This window comes from Nocardia sp. NRRL S-836 (assembly GCF_001279525.1).
Classification (GTDB): Bacteria; Actinomycetota; Actinomycetes; order Mycobacteriales; family Pseudonocardiaceae; genus Lentzea.
Genome location: NZ_LGDY01000146.1, coordinates 1 through 19,247, shown reverse-complemented (window position 1 = coordinate 19,247; position 19,247 = coordinate 1). Strand labels below are relative to the sequence as shown.

The 19,247-nt window shown below is 71.6% G+C and carries 15 protein-coding genes; 3 read left to right on the top strand and 12 right to left on the bottom strand.

What is annotated here, in order from left to right; translation table 11 throughout:
- The first annotated feature begins 147 nt into the window (after positions 1-147).
- Positions 148-300, top strand: coding sequence for a hypothetical protein (locus ADL03_RS47725; protein ID WP_157529689.1), 153 nt, complete (start codon positions 148-150; stop codon positions 298-300).
- Positions 301-340: 40 nt separating this feature from the next.
- On the opposite strand, the gene ADL03_RS47720 is transcribed toward ADL03_RS47725, so the two are convergent.
- The 12 genes from ADL03_RS47720 to ADL03_RS39810 form a co-directional block, all read right to left on the bottom strand.
- Entirely contained in the window at positions 341-3,598 is a 3,258-nt protein-coding gene (locus tag ADL03_RS47720; protein WP_063798867.1) for a DUF2961 domain-containing protein, read from the bottom strand.
- 61 nt (positions 3,599-3,659) lie between these two features.
- Positions 3,660-5,192 (bottom strand): FG-GAP-like repeat-containing protein, encoded by a 1,533-nt coding sequence (locus ADL03_RS39855; protein ID WP_082373897.1) that lies wholly within the window; start codon positions 5,190-5,192, stop codon positions 3,660-3,662.
- Positions 5,192-6,793 (bottom strand): glucosaminidase domain-containing protein, encoded by a 1,602-nt coding sequence (locus ADL03_RS49045; RefSeq protein ID WP_197289072.1) that lies wholly within the window; start codon positions 6,791-6,793, stop codon positions 5,192-5,194. The genes ADL03_RS39855 and ADL03_RS49045 overlap by 1 nt, the downstream gene beginning before the upstream one ends.
- Before the next feature lie 70 nt (positions 6,794-6,863).
- Complete coding sequence (locus ADL03_RS49040; protein ID WP_197289071.1) at positions 6,864-7,271, bottom strand: tetratricopeptide repeat protein; 408 nt, start codon at positions 7,269-7,271, stop codon at positions 6,864-6,866.
- Positions 7,271-9,784 carry an AfsR/SARP family transcriptional regulator gene (locus ADL03_RS39845; RefSeq protein ID WP_197289070.1) on the bottom strand — a complete coding sequence of 838 codons (2,514 nt, stop codon included), beginning with the start codon at positions 9,782-9,784 and terminating at the stop codon, positions 7,271-7,273. The genes ADL03_RS49040 and ADL03_RS39845 overlap by 1 nt, the downstream gene beginning before the upstream one ends.
- Positions 9,785-10,220: 436 nt before the next feature.
- Complete coding sequence (locus ADL03_RS39840) at positions 10,221-11,234, bottom strand: phosphorothioated DNA-binding restriction endonuclease (protein ID WP_231642817.1); 1,014 nt, start codon at positions 11,232-11,234, stop codon at positions 10,221-10,223.
- A 323-nt stretch (positions 11,235-11,557) separates the two neighbouring features.
- Positions 11,558-12,703: an LLM class flavin-dependent oxidoreductase gene (locus ADL03_RS39835; protein ID WP_053738836.1), complete on the bottom strand. Its 1,146-nt coding sequence runs from the start codon at positions 12,701-12,703 to the stop codon at positions 11,558-11,560.
- Between the two features lie 14 nt (positions 12,704-12,717).
- Positions 12,718-13,266 carry an NADPH-dependent FMN reductase gene (gene ssuE, locus ADL03_RS39830; RefSeq protein WP_053738835.1) on the bottom strand — a complete coding sequence of 183 codons (549 nt, stop codon included), beginning with the start codon at positions 13,264-13,266 and terminating at the stop codon, positions 12,718-12,720.
- Positions 13,267-13,279: 13 nt separating this feature from the next.
- Positions 13,280-14,512, bottom strand: coding sequence for an SfnB family sulfur acquisition oxidoreductase (locus ADL03_RS39825; protein WP_053738834.1), 1,233 nt, complete (start codon positions 14,510-14,512; stop codon positions 13,280-13,282).
- Between the two features lie 44 nt (positions 14,513-14,556).
- A complete protein-coding gene (locus ADL03_RS39820) occupies positions 14,557-15,783 on the bottom strand; it encodes an acyl-CoA dehydrogenase family protein (protein ID WP_053738833.1) in 1,227 nt (408 codons plus the stop codon).
- Positions 15,780-16,928 (bottom strand): dimethylsulfone monooxygenase SfnG, encoded by a 1,149-nt coding sequence (gene sfnG / locus ADL03_RS39815; protein WP_231642814.1) that lies wholly within the window; start codon positions 16,926-16,928, stop codon positions 15,780-15,782. Before sfnG ends, ADL03_RS39820 begins: the two co-directional genes overlap by 4 nt.
- Before the next feature lie 228 nt (positions 16,929-17,156).
- Positions 17,157-18,068, bottom strand: a complete 912-nt coding sequence (locus tag ADL03_RS39810) for a LysR family transcriptional regulator (protein WP_053738831.1) — start codon at positions 18,066-18,068, stop codon at positions 17,157-17,159.
- Positions 18,069-18,514: 446 nt separating this feature from the next.
- Between ADL03_RS39810 and ADL03_RS39800 the strand changes: the two genes are divergently transcribed.
- Positions 18,515-18,865, top strand: a complete 351-nt coding sequence (locus ADL03_RS39800) for a transposase (RefSeq protein WP_082373896.1) — start codon at positions 18,515-18,517, stop codon at positions 18,863-18,865.
- The coding region (locus ADL03_RS39795) for an IS5 family transposase (protein ID WP_053738844.1) at positions 18,774-19,247 on the top strand (474 nt) is incomplete at its 3' end. The genes ADL03_RS39800 and ADL03_RS39795, both read left to right, overlap by 92 nt.

The following is a 19,247-nucleotide window of genomic DNA, read 5'->3' as shown; positions in this document are numbered from 1 at the left end:
CGTGCTCGCGTTCGTGCTGTCCGCGGTCCTGCTGGTCGCCGGAGTGCGCCGGGGCTCGCGGACGTCCTGGTGGATCACCCTCGCCGTGACCTGGGGCCAACGTCGCGCTCGGTGTTGTGATGGCGGTGCTGGGCCGATCTGGTCGACGTGCCGTTGTTCGCGGCGAACGCCGTGCTGTGGCTCGCGCTGCCGGCGTTGCTGCTGCTGGGCAGGAACGCCTTCCGCTTGTCCAATGTGGAATTGCGCGCGCAGGTCGAGGGTACTTCACTGTTCGCGCAGCCACGTCGGGACAGGGGGTGACGCGGAACCCCGCGTCACCCCCTGTCGCCTCACCGCCCGGTCACCACGCGCTCGGCCGCGGCACCTCGTCGCCCAGCGCGAACGAGTCGTGCCACTTGACGCCGTCACCGCTGAACCGCGAGCCGGTGGACACCGCGACGAAGACGTCCGCCGCCGTGCCCCTGGTGAACGTCACCACGTCGGCGCGGCCGTCACCGGTGAAGTCGCCGACACCCGGCACCTCGTCGCCCACGGCGAAGTGGTCGTGCCAGCGCACCGCCGGGCCGAACGACGAGCCGGTGGACAGCGCCGCCGTGGCCTTCCCGTCGGCGAACGACACGACGTCGGCGCGCCCGTCGCCGTCCACGTCGCCCAGGAGTGCCCGCGCCGCACCGCCGGCCAGGTCGTCGTGCCACTTCCAGCCGTCCTGCGCGAAGCGGGTGCCGTCGGACAGCGACACGTACACGTCGGCGGAGGTGCCGCCGGAGAACGTGACGATGTCGGCGCGGCCGTCGCCGTCCACGTCACCGACCGCGGGCCGTTCGGCGCCGACGGCGAAGTGGTCGTGCCACTTCCACCCGTCCTGCACGAAACGGCGGCCGTTGGACAGCGCCACGTACACGTCGGCCGAGTCGCCGCGCGTGAAGGTGGCGATGTCGTCCTTGCCGTCCCCGTTGAAGTCGCCCACCAGCGGGATCTCCGCGTCGGCCGCGAAGTGGTCGTGCCACTTCCAGCCGTCCTGCACGAACTTCGTGCCGTCCGACAGCGACACGTAGACGTCCGCCGCGTCACCGCGCGTGAACGTGGCCACGTCGGCGCGGCCGTCACCGTCGAAGTCCCCGGTCAGCGGGATCTCGTCCCCGACGGCGAAGTGGTCGTGCCACTTCACGCCGTTGCCGCTGAACGCCGAGCCGGTCGAGCGGGCCACGAAGGCGTCGGAGCTCGTGCCCCTGGTGAACGTGACGATGTCGTCCTTGCCGTCGCCGTCGAAGTCGCTCGTCGTCGGATGGGCGGTGCGCGCCGACACCGGCTCGGTGGGTGTACCGGCGTTGCCGGCGGCGTCCACCGCCACGACCCGGTAGTACCACGTCTGGCCGGTGCGCAGCGCCTGGTGGGTGAACGTCGGCAGTGTCGTGACCCCGAGCAGGTTCTGCGCCGAGATCGGCACCGACGCGGTCTGCGACCCGTACACCCGGTACTCGCGCGTGCCGACGTCGTCCGCGGCCGGTTCCCAGGTCAGCCGCAACGAGTGCACCTTCGTGCCGGTGAATCCGATGCGGGCGGCCGCCGCGGGGCCGCGGGTGTCGGCGGCGGGCGGCACGAGGCTGTCCGCGGTGTAGCGGGCGGCGGTCCACGCCGGCGCGCCCGCGACCGGTCGCAGCGCAACGGTGACGGCCGGCTTGCCGGCGGTCACCGCAGCAGGCAGCGCGTACGTGTCCTGCAGCCAGCGGGACGCGCCGTTGCCCAGCGGCTGGGTCCACGTGCCCACCGGCGTGCCGTCCACCAGCACCTGCGCCCGCTGCCCGGCGGCGGCCTGGTCGCCGAGCCGGCGCAGCAGGACCCCGGTGTTGTCCGGGGAGACCGCCACGCGGAACGACGTCTCGCCCGTGCCGGAGCGGACGTCGTCGCGCACCACGACGTCATCCGAGTCGCCTTCGTAGCCGGAGTCGAGCACGGCCTGGGTGGTGCCCGCCGCCTCGGTCCAGCCGTGCGCGGCCCGGCTCGCCGGGTCGCCGGTGTCGACCGCGTCGGTCTGCCTGCTCGCCGGTTCCGGCCGCGTGTAGAGGAACGCGGTGGAGGAGTAGTCGGCGTCGTGGTCGTCCTGCGCGCCGTGCTCGATGCCGAACTCCAGCGCGTTCGCGTACCCGACCGAGTCGGCCAGCATCAGCCGGTACACCGCGTCGCACTCGACCGTGCAGCCACCGGCGGCGCGCAGGTGCCGGGGGTTGCCGTTGAACGGGTTGCTGAACTCGCCGCGGTCGAAGTACCAGCCGCTCTCGTAAAAATCCTCCGTGCCGGTGCCGTGCAGCTGCGGGCTGGGGGAGGAGTCCACGTGCACCCGCTCGTCACCTTCCAGGTAGCCGCGGGTGTTGCCGCCGGGCACGGTGCCGCGCATGGTGTGCGAGACGCCGACGAACCGGCCGCGGCCCGCCGCCGAGACGAACGTCCAGTCACGGCCCGGCGTGGTGGCGCCCGCCCGCGACTGGGTGGTGAAGTACCCGGCGCTGCCGCCGGGGCCGAGCGCCGCCGTCCAGCGGCTGTCCGGCGCGGCGACGACCTCCGAGCCGATCCCGGCGATCGCGGCGGTGCCGGTGTTGACCAGCTCGACGGTCGCCGCCGAGTGGTACGGCATCGGCCACCAGCTCGTGTACCAGCCGCCGGGAGCGGTGTCCATCGCGAACATCAGCGCTCGCACCGATGTCTCGCCCAGCCCGCCGCCGAAGAACTCGCCGACCGGGCTGTCGACCGTGGTGCGGCCGTCGAACGTGATCCGCAGCCGCAACGCGCTCAGCGCCGCCGCCCCGGCGTTGTCGGGAACTCGCAGGCGCAGGGCCGAGATGCTGCCCGGCCCGGTCACCGCCGCCAGGGACGTGCGCGCTCCGGCCGCCAGTGTGGACGTGCGGGCGGTGGTGGTCGCGCCGGGCGCGGCGGGCTTGGGATCGGCCGTGCCCGCGGCGCGCAGCATCGCCAGCACGTCCTCCGCGCGGTCGGCCGGGTCGAACGCCGTGACCCCGTCCGCGGTGGGGAAGTGCCGGTACGTCACGTGGTGGAAGTTCGGGTTGTTCTGCACGGTGACCCGCATGGACGTCCGGTACGGCATCGGCACCTTGACGTACGCGCCGCCCGAGCTCTGCTCCGAGGTGGCCACCAGGGGGAAGCTGAACGGCGCGCCCTGCCGGCCCTCGACGAGCTCTTGCAGCGACCGGTCCACCACGGCACGGCCGTCGAGCTCGATCCGGATGCGGCCCGTGCCGGTCATGTCACCGGTCGGCCGGCCGGAGCTCGCCTGGGTGAACCACAGCGACGCCAGTTCACCCGCGCCGCTGTCCTCGGCGATGACGCAGCCGCTCGCGTCGGTGCGCAGGCACGAGTTGGCGCCGCTGAAGCCGTCGTTGTTGCTCCCGTCGCGGCCGAAGCTGGAGAACTGCCGGGTCTGCACGCCCGGCGGGGTGAGGGAGGACAGGTCGTCGAGGTGGCGGTAGGTGGCCCAGCCGACCGGCCCCAACTCGGAGGTCGCGGCGTGCGCGACCGACGCGACCGACGCGGCGGCCAGCGTGACCACCGCGGCCGTCGCGGCCTTGATCGTGAACGTGTTCATCACGGCCTTTCACGGTGTGCGGGGGCGCCGCGGCGGTGTGCGCTGCGGCGCCCCTGGTGGGTCAGGCGCCGGGTGGGCTGACGTAACCGGAGATCAACACGTTGCGGCCGCCGGCCCTGGCGGTCACCGGGTTGATCGTGGTGGCCTGCACCTTGGACGTCGTGGTGCTGTTGCCCCAGTTGCCGTTGATGGTGGTGATCGTGCCGTTGGAGTTCACCGCGGCGATCACCGAGACGTGCCCGCCGGTGCCGGAGCCCGGCTCGCCGTAGATCACCCAGTCACCGACCGCCGGGCTGCCGACCTGGCCGGCCGGGCGGCGCTTGAACAGCCCGCGGTTCACGCCCCACGTGCCGAGCGCCGTGGCCACGTACTGGCCGCGCGGCGTGCCCGCGATGCCCGCCCGCTCCCACGTCCAGGTCGCGAACATCGCGCACCAGTCCAGGTTGCACGGGCCGTACTTCTTGCAGCCGGGGTAGGTCACGCCGACCTCGCCGCGGGCGATGTCCCCGATGGCCTGCCGCAGCGACGGCGCGCCGCCCAGCAGGAACGTCGAGATGTCGGCCTTGTGGTCGCCGTTGAAGTCGCCGACGCGAGGCACCTCGGTGCCGACACCGAAGTGGTCGTGCCACTTGGCGCTGGTGCCGGCGAACGAGGAGCCCGTCGAGGTGGCCACGTACACGTCGGCGGCGTCACCACGGGTGAACGTGGCGATGTCTGCCTTCCCGTCGCCGTTGAAGTCCCCGACCTCGGGGATCTCGTTGCCGATCGAGAAGAAGTCGTGCCAAAGCCAGCCGTCCTGCACGAACTTCGTGCCGTCCGAAAGGGACACGTACACGTCGCCGCTGTCACCGCGGGCGAACGTGACGACGTCGTCCTTGCCGTCCCCGTTGAAGTCGCCCGTGCCGAGGACCTCACCGCCGATGCCGAAGTGGTCGTGCCACTTGACGCTCGTGCCCTCGAACGCGGACCCCGTGGACAGCGCCACGTAGGCGTCGCCGGTGTCGCCGCGGGTGAAGGTGACGATGTCGTCCTTGCCGTCGCCGTTGAAGTCGCCGACGAGCGGGACCTCGTTGCCGATGGAGAAGTAGTCGTGCCACTTGACGCCGTCGCCGCTGAAGCCCGACCCGGTGGAGAGCGCCACGTAGACGTCGCCGGTGTCGCCACGGGTGAACGTGGCGATGTCGTCCTTGCCGTCGCCGTTGAAGTCGCCCACCAACGGCGTCTCCGAGCCGACCGCGAAGTGGTCGTGCCACTTGACGCCGTTGCCGTTGAAGGCCGACCCCGTGGACAGCGCCACGTACACGTCCGCCGCGTCGCCGCGGGTGAAGGTGGCGATGTCGTCTTTGCCGTCGCCGTTGAAGTCACCGGTCAGCGGGATCTCGTTGCCGATGCCGAACCAGTCGTGCCACTTCCAGCCGTCCTGGACGAACCTGCCGCCGTCGGACAACGACACGTAGACGTCCCCGGTGGGGTCGTCGGCGTGCGCGGCGGGCGCGGTGATGCCCGCCAGCCCGGCCGCCACGGTGATCCCGGCGAGAAGCACGCCGCCCAGTCGTCTCCTGCCCACTCCGGACATGCCTTTCCCCCAGTTCATCAGAGCACCGCCGGAGCCGGGATCTCGGCTCCGATCGAGAAGAAGTCGTGCCACCTGACACCGTCACCGCTGAAGCCCGAGCCCGTGGAGAGCGACACGTAGACGTCGCCGGTGTCGCCGCGGGTGAACGTGACGATGTCTGCCTTGCCGTCACCGTTGAAGTCCCCGACACCGGGCGTCTCCCCGCCGATCGCGAAGTGGTCGTGCCACTTGGCGCTCGTGCCGGAGAACGCCGATCCGGTGGACAGCGCCACGTAGACGTCGCCGGTGTCGCCGCGGGTGAAGGTGGCGATGTCGTCTTTGCCATCGCCGTTGAAGTCGCCGACCGCGGGGATCTCGCCGCCGATGGAGAAGTAGTCGTGCCACTTGACGCCGTCGCCGCTGAAGCCCGACCCGGTGGAGAGCGCTACGTACACGTCGCCGGTGTCGCCGCGGGTGAACGTGGCGATGTCGTCCTTGCCATCACCGTTGAAGTCGCCCACGGCGGGCACCTCCGAGCCGACCGCGAAGTGGTCGTGCCACTTCACGCTGGTGCCGGTGAAGCCCGACCCGGTGGACAGCGCGACGTAGACGTCGGCGGCGTCGCCGCGGGTGAAGGTGGCGATGTCGTCCTTGCCGTCGCCGTTGAAGTCGCCCACCACCGGCAGTTCGCCGTAGAGGCTGAAGAAGTCGTGCCAGCGCACGCCGTCACCGCTGAAGCCCGACCCGGTGGAGAGCGCCACGTAGACGTCGCCGGTGTCGCCGCGGGTGAAGGTGGCGATGTCGTCCTTGCCGTCGCCGTTGAAGTCACCGGTCAGCGGGATCTCGTTGCCCACCGCGAAGTGGTCGTGCCACTTCACGCTCGTGCCCGCGAACGCCGAACCCGTCGAGGACGCCACGTAGACGTCCGCCGCGTCGCCACGGGTGAACGTCGCGATGTCCGCCTTGCCGTCACCGGTGAAGTCGGTGGAGCCGCCGCCGATGACCGCCGGCCCGGACGCCACGACCGTGTCGAACCGGTACAGGTCGTGGTTGCGCATCAAGGAGATGACCTTGCTCGCGTAGTTCGGGTCGGTGGCGTACTTCTTGGCCACCTCGGTGATGAACCGGTTCGGGTCGTGCCGGTACGGCAGTGCGCCCGCGTAGTTCGAGCTGGTGGTCAGCAGCCGCCCGTAGTCGCGGAACGAGTCGCGCATCGAGGCGTACACCCGGAAGTACGCCGTGACGTTGTGGCACGACGGCGTGCACTCCTGCGTGGTGTAGGCGTGGCAGCCGATCGCGATCGGGCCGGGCGACCCCGGCGCGGTGCACTTGAACCCGAAGTAGTTGCGGTCGTTGACGGACAGCTTGCTGCCGCCCCAGGCCGACTCGAGGATCGACTGGCCGACCGTGACCGAGGCCGGGATGTCGTACTCCGCCATCACGGACTGCGCGGCCGGGCCGGCCGCCGCGATGTAGGCGGCGGTGTCGGCGGCGGTGGTGACCTCCGCCGAGGCCCGCACGTGCTCCTGGTTCGGAACGCTGTCCGGCGCGGCGGTGGCGGCGGTGGCGGTGGCCGCCGTCGCGAGCACCGCCACCACGAGGCCGCGCAGCACGCGGCCCGTCGTTGACGCTGATCTCATGGAATCCCCAGTGCTGTTTCAGATGGCCGTGCTGGCCATCCCCCATGAGCGGGAAGCTAGGGAAGACCGCTCAGAGAACGCTGTGGAGACGCTGCGAGAGTGCTGGCGGCTCGCCGGCCTCCCGGCTGCCGTGCCGGGTGAACAGCCGTGCCGCCTCCGCCGACGCCGCAGCGGCCTCGTCCTGGCGGCCCAGTGCCTCGAGCGCCCTGGCGAGGTCGCGCAGGCTGCGTCCCCGCCACAGCGGCAGGCCCAGCGCGTCCCACCACTGCAGCGACCGCTCCAAGAAGTGGTGCGCCTCGGCAGGCCTGCCCTCCGCCAGCTCCAGCTCGCCCAGGGTGCGCAGCACCAGCGCCTGCCCGAACCCGTCCTCCATCGCGTGACAGGTCACCAGCGCCTCCTGCAACGGCTCGCGCGCCGACGCGGGCACCCCGCGCCGAATGCGGGCCTTGGCCAGTGACTGGGCCGCGTACGCCGTCATCAGCCGGTCATCCGCCGCCCGCAACGCCTCGAGCGCCCGCAGGCCGTCCCGTTCGCCTCGGCCACCCGTCCCGCCGCGCGGTGGATGATGCCGCGGGACCGCAGGGTCAGCGCCACGCCGTGCTCGTCGTCGAGCGCCTCGTAGGCGGCACGGGCGCGGTCGCACTCGGTGAGCGCCTCGTCCAGGCCGCCCAGCTCGGTGAGGGTGAGCGCTCGGCTGTGGGCGGCCCTGGCCAGCGCACGGGGCTCGCCGGCGGCGCGCAGGGCGGGCAGGGCGGCGTCGAGCGTGGCCAGTGCCTCGGCCAGCCGGCCGTGCTCGCGCTGCGCGGTGCTCAGCAGCAGACCGGTCACCGCCTGCCCGGCCGTGTCGCCCACCTCCGCGTAGGCCTGGGCCGCCTGGGCGTAGTAGTCGGCAGCCTCCTCCACCCGGTCCTGCTCGCTGCGCAGCCAGCCGAGCCCGGCCAGCAGCAGGCCCTGCGCGGCCCGGTCGTCCGCCCGGCGCGCGGCCGCCAGCGCAGCGTCGTGCGTGCGCCACCAGTCGGCGAAGCGGTTCTCCACGGCGAACGACGACGAGCACAGCAGCGCCGCCAGGCGGGTCGCCACGTCGACCAGCTCCAGCTCGCTCAACCGCTCCACCGCGTGCACCATGGTGGCCTGCTCCGCCTCGAACCAGGCCACCGGGTTCGCGCGCACGTCGGCGAGCCAGTCCGGCGGCGCGTCCGGCCCGGTCGACGACGGACCCGGCCGCAGCACCCTCGTCCGCGTGTCCCCGGAGGCGTGTTCCACCAGCGCCGCCCAGCGGTCTCCCGCCCGCCGCGCCGCCGCGAGCAGCAGTTCGCGCGGCTGTTCGTGCTCGGCGCGTTCCCAGGCGAACACCCTGGTGAGGTCGTGCAGCCGGTACCGCGAACGGCCCGTGCCGTCCAGCCCGACCGGGTCGAGCAGCCGCGCGTGGACGAGTCCGTCGACCAGGTCCTCCGCCTCCTCGACGTCCACCTCCAGCAACGCCGCGACCAGACGTGCGGTGAAGTCCGGCGTGCCCAGCCAGCCCAGCAGCCGCAACGCCGCCCGTTGCGGCTCGGTCAGACCCGCGTAGCTCAGCGCCAGGCTGCCGCGCACCTCCAGGTCGCCCGACACCAGCTCGTCCAGCAGCCTGCGCTGTCCTCGCAGCCGGTCGGCGAGCCGGGCCAGCGGCCAGTCGGGGCGCGCGGCGAGCCGGGCGCCCGCCACCCGCAGCGCCAGAGGCAGGTGGCCGCACAGCCGTGCCACCTCCGCGGCGCGGTCCGGCGCGGCCGCCAGCCGCTCCGCGCCGACGATGCGTTCCAGCAGTGCGAGGGATCCCGTCTCGTCCAAGACGTCGAGGTCGACGTGTGCCGCGCCCTCCAGCACGGTCAGCCGCGCCCGGCTCGTGACGATGCACAGGCAGTCACGCCCGCCCGGCAGCAACGGGCGGACCTGGCGCTCGTCCGCCGCGTCGTCGAGCACGACCAGCACGCGCCGGGCGGCCACCAGGCTGCGGAACAGCGCGGTGCGCTCCTCGACCAGGCCCGGTACCTCGGCGGCCGGCACTCCGAGCGCCCGCAGGAACCGCCCCAGCACCTCCGCGGGATCGAGCGGCGCAGACCCCGCGCCGTGCAGGCAGACGTGCAGCACACCGTCGGGGAACCGCTCGCGCAACCGGTGCGCGGCGTGCACCGCCAGCGTGCTCTTGCCCGCGCCCGGCTTGCCGGACACGGCCACCACCGCACCCGCCGCCGCACCGACCACTGCGGCGACCTCGGCTGACCGCCCGGTGAAATCGGCGATGTCGGGCGGCAGCTGTCCCGGCACCGGGTGCGGAACGTGCTCGGGCTCGGCGGCGGTGCCCTCGTCCTCCCCGCGCAGCACGCGCTGCTGCGCGGCCCGCAGCTCGGGACCGGGCTCGACACCCATCTCCTCGACCAGCAGCCGCCGACCCTCCTGGTACGCGGCCAGCGCGTCGGACCGCCGGCCGGCCCTGCCCAGTGCCACCACCAGCTGCCCGCGCAGCCGTTCCCGCAACGGATGCCGCTCCACCAGCGCGGCCAGTTCCGGCAACGGCACCGCCGCACCGGCGCCCAACAGCGCGTCGAACAGACCCTCCCGCGCCGCGAGGCAGGCGTCCGCCAGCCGGGCGCGCTCGGCCTCGACCCACCACCCGTGCGCCCCGCCCAGCGGCTCGCCCCGGAACAGCTCCAGCGCCGCACCGAGCGCCCGCTCCGCCGCCGTGAACCGGCCTCCGGCCAGTTCACGCCGCCCCTCGGCGATCAGCCGCTCCCACTCCCACAGGTCGACCCGGTCGTCCGGCACGTCCAGCAGGTAACCACCGCCCCGGTGCACCACCGCGCCGCCGAGGACCCTCCGCAGCGCCGACACGTGCGTCTGCACGGCGGCACGCGCGTTGTCGGGCGGACGCTCGGTCCACAGCGCGTCCGTGATCTCCCCGAGCCCCACCACCCGCCGGCCGCCCACCACGAGCAGCGCCAGCAGCGTTCGCAACTTCGGTCCACCCACCGGTACCACCGCGCCGGCCACACGTGCTTCCACCGGCCCCAGAACCCGCAGCTCCACGCAATCCCCCTTGACTGGCAGTCGGCCGAGAGGACCAGTTCGTTACTGGCGCGTGATGTGATCTCCAGGTGTGCGAGCGGGTGTGGGAGTCGGGATCGACGTGGTGACCGGTTCCCGTGCCGAGGGTGCGATGGACGTGCGGTCCGATGGCGACGCAAGTGCCCCAGGTCGCGCATCACCTCGGGAGCGGTTCGCCGGCGAGCTGTTCCTCCGGTTCGCCCGGCGCGGGTGGATGGTGCTGGAACCCGCCCAGGCGCCCTCGGTTGCGCCCGAAAGGCGGTTCACGGCAGAGATCGCAGCGCTGGCGCCACCGCGTCATTCCCGTCGTCGTGACCAGCGGCAGTGGGTGTTCGGCTGGCACAGGTCAGGTGGTCAGTGCGGGACTTTTGAAGACTTCGCGGGTGTGCCAGGTGATGTGTGCTGACGCGGGTGGGGTGGTGCCGGGTCTGGGGTCGAGTGGGCGTTCGTGCAATTGGTAGACGGTTCGCCCGGTGGTGGTGCGGCTGGTGAACTTGGCGGACACGGTGATGCGCAGGTCGTGGTTCAGGCCGAGGACACCGTGGTCGAACAGTTTGTGGTGCAGGGAGCACAACGCCAGACCGTTGTCGGGGGTGTCTGGGCCGTCGAAGGCGAACCAGCGGATGTGTGCGGCTTCGACGCCGACGGTGGCGGCGCCGAGTTGTCCGTCGAAGCCGCAGAAAGCGCATTGCCGGTCCCACGCCTGCAGGACGGTGGCGGGCCACGAACTCTGCCGGTGTCGTCGGGGCACCGGTGTACCGGTGACACCGAGGACCGCGTCGGGATCCAAGCCGACCGCCGTGAGGACGTCTGGTGCGACGGTGGGCGGGAACTCGGACTCGACCAGGCGCCGGGCCGCCGCGGCGGCGAGATCCGGATCGCGCAGAGCTTGTTCGAGTTTCGGGTCCAGCCGGCCGAGGATCTCCTCGGTGGTGAGTGGTTGCACGCGATCCATGGGCACGTCGCGGTCGAGGGTCCAGATGCCGTCCGAGCGCAGGCGGGTGAACGGATACGCGGCGGCCTGTGCGGGTTGCGTGGCCGAGGGCGGGCCGAAGGCCCGGATCAAGTCCGCCAGCTTCCCGGAGTCCGCTGCCCAGGACAGCGCGCTGGTGCCGGTAGTCGTCAACCGCCCCAACGCGAGCAGTACCAGCAGCGGCTTGTGCGGTGACCGTTTCCCGCCCCGGGTGTGCTGCCGCAAAGAGGACAGGCGAGCCAGTACTTCGTCGGGGGACATCGACTCATCGATCACGACGTGAATCATGACCGAATCGCTCGGCGGCCAAGTGCGGGAACCGCACGGCGTTGCGGAAGTGCCGACGTTGTGCGTGCCGAGAAGTACGCCCGTGCAGGTCGGCGGCATCGGCAAGGTGCCGATCGGCCTCCGGTACGACCGCGGCCGTGCTGGTTCGCTTCGCCTACCTCGCCGTCTCTCACGCCTTCGCCGCGCTGTGGCTGTTGCGCATGAGCGATCGTGAGGAGGACGTCGAGATTCTCGCGTTATGCCATCGGTTCGAGGTCTTGCGCAGACAGCTTGGCGATCAGCGCCCACGACTGCGTCCAGAGGACAGGGCGTTGCTCGCAGGTGTCGCTGCGACAGCACCGGTTGGTGTCTCCGGGCATTCCCTGCAGCAGTGTGATCCGCAGGCCCAGCGCGTTGAGCCATCTTTCGGTACCCGACAGGGGTCACCGGGAGGGTGCGAACGGTATGCCGGTCGGTGCCGTCTCCAGCGGTGCGGCCGGGTGGCTCCACAAGCCCTTGGCCCGCAGGAGTGGCAGCACGCCCTCGCCGAACCAGTAGGCCTCCTCCAGGTGCGGGTGGCCGGACAGCACGAACTCGTCGATGCCCAGCGCGTGGTACTCCTCGATCCGCTCGGCCACCTCGACGTGGCTGCCCACCAGGGCGGTGCCCGCACCGCCTCGGACCAGGCCGACTCCTGCCCACAGGTTGGGCGAGACCTCCAACCGGTCGGTGCGCCCGCCGTGCAGTTCGCGCATCCGCCGCTGGCCGACCGACCCGCTGCGCGCCAAGCCGTCCTGCACCGAGGCGATGACCCGCGGGTCCAGCGCGGCCAGCAGTCTGTCGGCCTCGGCCCACGCCTGCTCGGAGGTGTCGCGGCTGATCACGTGCAACCGGATGCCGAACCGGGGAGCGCTGCCGGCCGCCGCCTCGGCCCGCACCCAGGCGATCTTCTCCGCCACCTGTGCCGGCGGCTCGCCCCAGGTCAGGTACACGTCGACCTGGCGGGCGGCGACCCGGACGGCAGCGGAGGAGGATCCGCCGAAGTAGATGTCCGGCACCGGGTCGGGCACCCGTGACAAGGCCGCGTCGACCACCTGCACATGCTTGCCGTTCAGGGTGACGCGTTCGCCGCGCCACAACGCGCGCGTCACCGTCAGGAACTCGTCGGTGCGCTCGTAGCGCTCGTCCTTGCCGAGGTGGTCGCCGTACGCGCGCTGCTCGTGGTCCTCGCCGCCGGTCACCACGTTGAGCAGCAGCCTGCCTCCGGAGTGCCGCTGGAACGTGGCCGCCATCTGCGCCGCCAGCGTGGGAGAGACCAGGCCGGGCCGGAACGCCACCAGGAACTTGAGGCGTTCCGATTCGCGCGCCACCATCGCGGTGGTGAGCCAGGCGTCCTCGCACCACGCGCCGGTGGGAGTGAGAGCGCCGACGAAGCCCAGCTGCTCGGCGGCGCGGGCGATCTCGGCGAGGTAGGAGATGGTGGCCGGCCGGTCACCGCCCGCCGCGGTGATGTCGGTGCCGTGGCCACCGCCGACGAGGTAGCGGCTGTCCCCGTACGTCGGCAGGAACCAGTGGAACGTCAGGGTCATGACAACCTTCCGGGTCAGGGTGCGGGCACGAGCGAACGGGTGTGCACGGCGGCGGAGAACGCGTCGACCACCGGGTAGAACTGGCCTGCGGTGTCGGGGTGCAGCCGCACGTCACCGTCCAGCGCGTCGATGTGCCGGTCCAGCACGAACCAGCCCGGCACGACGTGGTCCGCACCGAGCGAGGACAGCACCGGCCGCAACGCGTAGTCGATCGCGAGCACATGGGCGCTGCTGCCGCCGGTCACGAGCGGCAGCACCACCTTGCCCTTCAACGCGAACTGCGGCAGCAGGTCGAGCAGCAGCTTGAGCAGCCCGCTGTAGGCGGCCTTGTACACAGGGGACGCCACCACGACCCCGTCGGCTTCGGAGACGGCCGACACGACGGCGGCGATGGCGGGGTCGGCGGCGTCCGCGTGCTGCAGCGGGCCGGCCGGCAGGTCACGCACCCGGACGGTGGCGGCGGTGTGGCCGTCCACTCGCAGCCGGGCAGCGACGTGCTCGGCCAGCGCCGCGGTGCGCGAGGTGGCCGACGGGCTGCCGGACAGGACGAGGATCGAGGACAAGTCGGGCCTCCGGTCAGATCAGGCCGTGCCTGGGCGGTAGCGCCCCGGTCAACGCGTAGCGGCCGATGTGCTGGACCTTCCAACGCACCGGGTCGTGCAATGTGTGGGTGCGTGCGTTGCGCCAGTGGCGGTGCAGGTTGAGCTGGTCCAGCGCGGACCGGGTACCCGACACCTCGAACAGCGCGCTCGTCACGTCGACGGCTGTCCGGTCGGCGAACGCCTTCGCGGTCGCGACGGCGATGGACGCCGAGGCCGCCTGCTCGTCCAGCGAAGCCTCCGGTCCGCTGCTGGCGAGCCGCGCGGCCGCGTCGTCGACGGCCCGGCCGGCCTCGGCGAGCAGCGCCTCCGCCGCGCGCACCGAGATCTCCAGCTCGCCGAACCGCTGCACGGTCAGCGGGTCGTCCTCGGCCCGTTCGACGCCGGCCTCGAACCACGGCCTGCTCTTGGTTCGGACGAACGCCACCGCCTCGGTCAACGCGCCACGCGCGATGCCCACGTCGATGGCGGCGTGCAGGATCTGCGCCTGGGCGCCGTAGAGCTGCGGGCCGGTGAACGTCAAGTGGTGCGGCACGACTCGCTCGGCGGGCACCCGCACGCCGTCCAGGCGCACCGAACCGCTTGCCGTGGTGCGCTGCCCCATGCCGTCCCAGTCGTCCACCACGGTCAGCCCCGGCGCGTCGGCCGGCACGTAGGCGACCACGACCCGGTCGTCGGCGTCCCTGGCCAGCACCGGGATCCAGTGGGCGAACAACGCCCCCGTCGAGTAGTGCTTGAGCCCGTCGAGCACGAACCCGCCGTCGGGGTGGGGAAGCAGCCGCGTCCGATACTCCTGGACGTGCCTGGTGCCCGCCTCGGACTGCGCGTTGCCGAACCGCCTGCCCGCCAGTACCTCGGCGAAGAAGAATCGTCGCTGCTCCGGCGTGCCTTGATGCCGCAGCACGTTCACGTACACGATGTGGCTCTGCGGGATCTGCGCGATATTCGGGTCGGCGGCCGCGAGCCGCCGGAACACCTCCGCGACGACGGCCGTGCCGACATCCGCGCCGCCGTGTTCGCGTGGCACGGTGATGCCGAGCAGGCCGCTCGCCGACAGCTCGGTCAACTCTTCGGTCGGCAGTAGTCGGTGAGCGTCGCGCTCGGCCGCGCGTTCGGCGAACCGGGCGGCGAGCCGGTCGGCTGCCGCCAGCGCCTCGGCCCCGTCACGGAGCACTGCGGCCGCGCGTGGTGAGTCGACCAGTCCGGTCATGGCGTCCTCCGGTGTGGTGATGAGGGCCGAGGCCCGGCGGTCGATCAGGTGTACCAGGTGGGCTCGGGCAGTTCGCCGAGCAGCGCGTACCTCCCGACCTCCACCCGCTTGTACGCCACCGGGTCGTGCAGGCTGTGCGTGCGGATGTTGCGCCAGAAGATGTCCAGCCCGACGGAGTTCGCGCTCGCCCTGGCCCCGGTCACCTCGAAGACCTTCGTGCCGATCTCCAGGCCGGTGTCGACGGCCCGCTGCTTGGCCGCCGCGATGAGCACGGCCGCGTGGCCGCGTTCCTCCGGGGTGACCGCATCGGCGTGCGCGTTGATCCGCTCGATCGCCTCGGCGGCCCGCTCCGCGAGGGCTTCCGCGGCCCACAGCTTCGCCTGGAGGTCGCCGTAGGTGTCGAGGATGTAGAACTCCTCGGTCGCGGAACCCTTGTTGTCGCCGCCGTAGGGCCACGGCCGGGTGCGGTCGCGGGTGTACGCGGTCGCCGTGCTCAGCGCACCGCGGGCGATGCCGAGGTAGAAGTTGGTGAACACCAACTGGATGAGCGGCACGTTGAGCGTGTTGTAGGTCCTGGGCCGGAACTCCTTGTCGACATATCCCGCGGCCTGCGCCCACGGCACCCGCACGTCGCGGATTTCGACGCTGCCGCTTTCGGTGAGCCGCTGGCCGAGGTTGTCCCAGTCGTCGTTGAAGACGATCCCGTCCTGTGCGGACGGGACGATCGCGAAGATGTGCTTGTCCGTCCCCGCCAGGACGCCCTCCAGCACGGTGACGTCGGAGACCTTGCCGCCGGTGGAGAAGGACTTGCGGCCGTTGAACACGAGCTCGTCGCCGTCCTCGGTGATGACGAGGTCGTTGTCCCTGGGGTTCACCGCGCCGCCGTAGAACCAGCGCTCGCGGGTCGCCTGCTCCTCCACGGCCGCGATCTGCTCCGGCGTGCCGACCAGCCGCGCCGCCCACGCCCACAGGTAGTGGTAGCCGATGAGCTGCCCGATCGAGCCGTCGCCGCTCGCGATCTCGCGGATCACCCGGTAGGCGGTGCTCCAGTCCTGCCCACCGCCGCCGTGCTCGGCCGGGCCGAGCAGCGTCACCAGCCCGGCGTCCTTGAGCAGCCGGATCTCGGCATGCGGGGTCTTGCCCGCGCGGTCGCGCTCGACGGCGTCGGAGGCCAGGACCGCGGCGACCTCGGCCGCACGCGCGACCCAGCCGGCGGAGTCCGCGGGCGCGGGTTCCCCGGCCCAGTCGGTGGTGCTCTCGGTGGTGGTCATCGGGTCACTCCTACGGGTTCCGGGGTGCCGGCGCCGGTAACCAGGCCGGCCTCCAGCTCGCGGACGATGGGCAGCACGTGGCGGCCGAAGTACTCGACCTCTTCCAGGTAGTGCAGGAAACCGAGCAGCAGCAGGTTCACCCCGCGCCGCTTGTACTCGACGATCCGGTGCGCGATCTGCTCGGGGGTACCGATGAGCTTGCTGCGGAACCCGTCGTTGTACTGCACGAGGTCCTCGAAGTCCGAGTCCGCCCACATGCCCTTCCGGTCCGGCGCGGAACCGCCCGCCTGCCGGACCGCGTCGCGGAAACCGTGGACGGCGTCGACATCGGCCTTCGCCACGATCTCGCGGAGCGTGTCGCGCGCCTCCGCCTCGGTGTCGCGGGCGATGAGGAAGGCGTTGAGCCCGAACCGGACGGTCCGCCCGTGCTGCGATGCGGTGTGGCCGACCTCGGCGATCTGCTCGCTGATCCCCTCGAAGTCCTTGCCGTTGCTGAAGTACCAGTCCGAGACCCGGCCCGCCATGGCACGGGCCGCCGTCGAGTTGCCGCCCTGGAAGATCTCCGGGTGCGGCCGGCCCGGTGCGGCCGACGGCTTCGGTTTGAGGTCGTACCCGCGCAGCCGGTAGAAGTCGCCCGCGAACTGCGCGTCGTCCTCGGTCCAGCTCGCGCGCAGGACCCGGATGAACTCCTCGGACCGGCGGTACCGTTCGTCGTGTTCCAACCAGGGCTCGCCCAGCGCGGTGAACTCGCCCTTGAACCACCCGCTCACCACGTTGACCGCGGCACGGCCGCCGGAGAGGTGGTCGGCGGTGGCGATCAGCTTCGCCAGCACGGCGGGGTGCCACAGCCCGGGGTGGACGGCGGCGATCACCTTGAGCCGCTGGGTAGCCAGCAGCAAGGCGAGGCTGAAGCTGGTGGACTCCTGCTGGTATGCGGCGCCGTAGCTGGCCATGTACCGCACCTGGGACAGGGCGTACTCGAACCCGTTGTCCTCGGCGAGGACCGCGAGCCTGCGGTTGTAGTCGTAGGTCCAGTCGGTGCGCTGCTCGATCGTGCTCGTCACGAGGCCGCCGCTGACGTTCGGCACCCAGTAGGCGAACTTCAGCGGCTCTTGACCGATTTCGGTGCGGCTTTCTGTGGACACGGCGAAAACTCCCATGAAAGGGGAAGAAAGGGGGCGGCTGGCTCAACGCTGATCAGCGCGGACAACTCTGGCCGGCGATTCGCACGAAATCCACATGCCGCCGCCGGGTGAGGTCCCAGCGATCGGTCGACATGGGAAAAAGTCTAGGCACGCTCGTCGTGATCGGTCCATTCGACATCGCCGAGGGGGCGATAGGGTTTCCCTTCCACCGCTGCGGGTGCGTCGAGCTCATGCCGCGCGCTCCCCGAACTCCACGGCACGCTTGACGAACAGGTGGTGCAGCTCGCGTGCGGGCCGCGTGGCCGGGCCTGACCGGCGGCGCTGCGCGACCAGCAGGACGTCCACCTGACGGGACGCCAGAGGGCGCCAGGTGATGGTTCCGGCGCGTTCGAGCGGGTCGCCGACGACGCTGAAGTCCGGCAGCACGGTGACGCCCAACCCCTCCGCCACCATCAGCTTGCCCATCTCGGCGCCGTCGGTGGAGCACGAGAACAAAGGTGTGCGCCCGTCGAGCAGCCGGTGCAGGTACCGGTGCATGACGTACCCGGACCGCATCTCGATCAGCGGCTCGCGGACCAGGTCGGACACCTCGATCGTGGGCCGGGTGGCCAGCGGGCTGTCCGCCCGCAGGCACACCACCGGCTGCCCGCACAGCAGCTCGGTCGTGTCGAAGTCCGGCGGCGGGTCGTCGCCGCGCAGGTAGTTCACCAGCCCGATGTCCAGGCTGCCCTCCCGCAGCGACCGGTGGATCTCCGCCTCACGCGCGTCCACCACCTCGACGCGGGTCGCCGGATGGGTCTCGCGGAACTCCCGGATGGTGGGGATCACCAGCCCGACGGTCGCCGCGTTGACCGTGCCCACGCGCAGCACCCGGTTGCTGTGGTGCTGGTCGTCGGCGGCCCGGCGGAGCTGGTCCACGGCTTCGAGCACTCCGGCGATGTAGGGAAGCAGCTCGCGGCCCTCGTCGCTGATCCGTGCGCCGGACCGCGTGCGGTTCAGGATGTTGACGCCCAGTTCGCGCTCCAAGTTGCGCACTGTCTCACTCAACGCGGGCTGCGACAGGTGCAGCTCCTCCGCGACGCGGCGCAGCGACCCGAGCCGGGTGACCGCCTGGATGTACTCGAGCTGCTCGATCCGCACGTCGCCACCCTTCCGAAAAGCCCGATCCATCGGACCGGGCAGCCGGATCTATGTCAACGGCGCCCATCATCTGGTCACCTTCACCGATCGGGTGACAGGCTTGGTCACGCGCACCTTCACCGGTGGAGTGCGTGCGACTACGAGGCGCCTGTCCGCGGTCCACGCCCTAAGTTGCGGGCAGCTCGAAGTTGCGGGCGAAGAAGATCACGGTGTAGCGGATGAGGGCCACGAGGCTGCCGCCCACGTGCAGTGCGCGTACGCGTACGCGTACGCGTCGCACACGATGTGCTCGGCCAACGGGTGCTCCGCGACGATGTCGTAGAGCGCGAGCCGTCTGCCGGGTGCTAGGGCCCGTCCTCAAAGCTGGTTGCTCCGACGTGCTTTGATCTTGTGTCGTGGTGCGCAGGCATGAGCTGACTGATGAGCAGTGGCAGGCGTTGTAGCCGTTGTTGCCGGTCTCGGGCGCGAAGGGCCGTCCGCGGGTGGATGACCGGCGTGTGATCAACGGGATGTTGTTCAAAGCGAAGACCGGGGTGTCGTGGCGTGACCTTCCGGAGCGGTACGGGCCGTGGAAGACGGTCTACAACCGGTTCTGGCGCTGGTCACGCAACGGCACCCTGACCATGCTGGTGTCCAGGGTGCGGGTGATCGCGGAGGCGATCGACGAGCTGGACCGCGAGGTCGCGGTCGACTCCAGCATCGTGCGTGCCCATCAGCACGCGGCCGGTGCCCGCCGCCGTCCGCGTGCGCACACAGGGGGCGAGCGGGTCGTGTGGCGGGCAGACCGAACCAGATGATCATGCTATCGGCCGGTCCCGCGGCGGCCCCTCGACCAAGATCCACCTAGCCTGTGACGGACACGGCCGCCCGCTCACGACCGTCCTGACCGGCGGCAACATCAACGACTGCACCATGTTCACCACCGTGCTGGCGGGTGTGTGGTTCCCGCCGGCTCGCCCCGGCCAGTTCGTGACGCGGCCGGCGCGGGTGATCGCGGACAAGAGCTACTCCAGCAAGTCCATCCGCGCTCACCTGCGCCGCCGCGGCATCCGGGCCACCATCCCCGAACGCCGCGACCAACGCGCCAACCGAGCCCGCCGCGGCCGGGCCGGAGGCCGCCCACCCGCCTTCGATCCGGTGATCTACAAGCGCCGCAACGTCGTCGAACGCTGCTTCAAC

Bases quoted from the DNA above. Each gene is read 5' to 3' on its own strand.
- ADL03_RS39835 (WP_053738836.1), bottom strand. From the start codon at position 12,703: ATGACCCTGACGTTCCACTGGTTCCTGCCGACGTACGGGGACAGCCGC.
- ADL03_RS39840 (WP_231642817.1), bottom strand. From the start codon at position 11,234: ATGCCGCCGACCTGCACGGGCGTACTTCTCGGCACGCACAACGTCGGC.
- ADL03_RS47720 (WP_063798867.1), bottom strand. From the start codon at position 3,598: ATGAACACGTTCACGATCAAGGCCGCGACGGCCGCGGTGGTCACGCTG.
- ADL03_RS39820 (WP_053738833.1), bottom strand. From the start codon at position 15,783: ATGACCACCACCGAGAGCACCACCGACTGGGCCGGGGAACCCGCGCCC.
- ADL03_RS39825 (WP_053738834.1), bottom strand. From the start codon at position 14,512: ATGACCGGACTGGTCGACTCACCACGCGCGGCCGCAGTGCTCCGTGAC.
- ADL03_RS39855 (WP_082373897.1), bottom strand. From the start codon at position 5,192: ATGAACTGGGGGAAAGGCATGTCCGGAGTGGGCAGGAGACGACTGGGC.
- ADL03_RS49045 (WP_197289072.1), bottom strand. From the start codon at position 6,793: ATGAGATCAGCGTCAACGACGGGCCGCGTGCTGCGCGGCCTCGTGGTG.
- ADL03_RS49040 (WP_197289071.1), bottom strand. From the start codon at position 7,271: ATGACGGCGTACGCGGCCCAGTCACTGGCCAAGGCCCGCATTCGGCGC.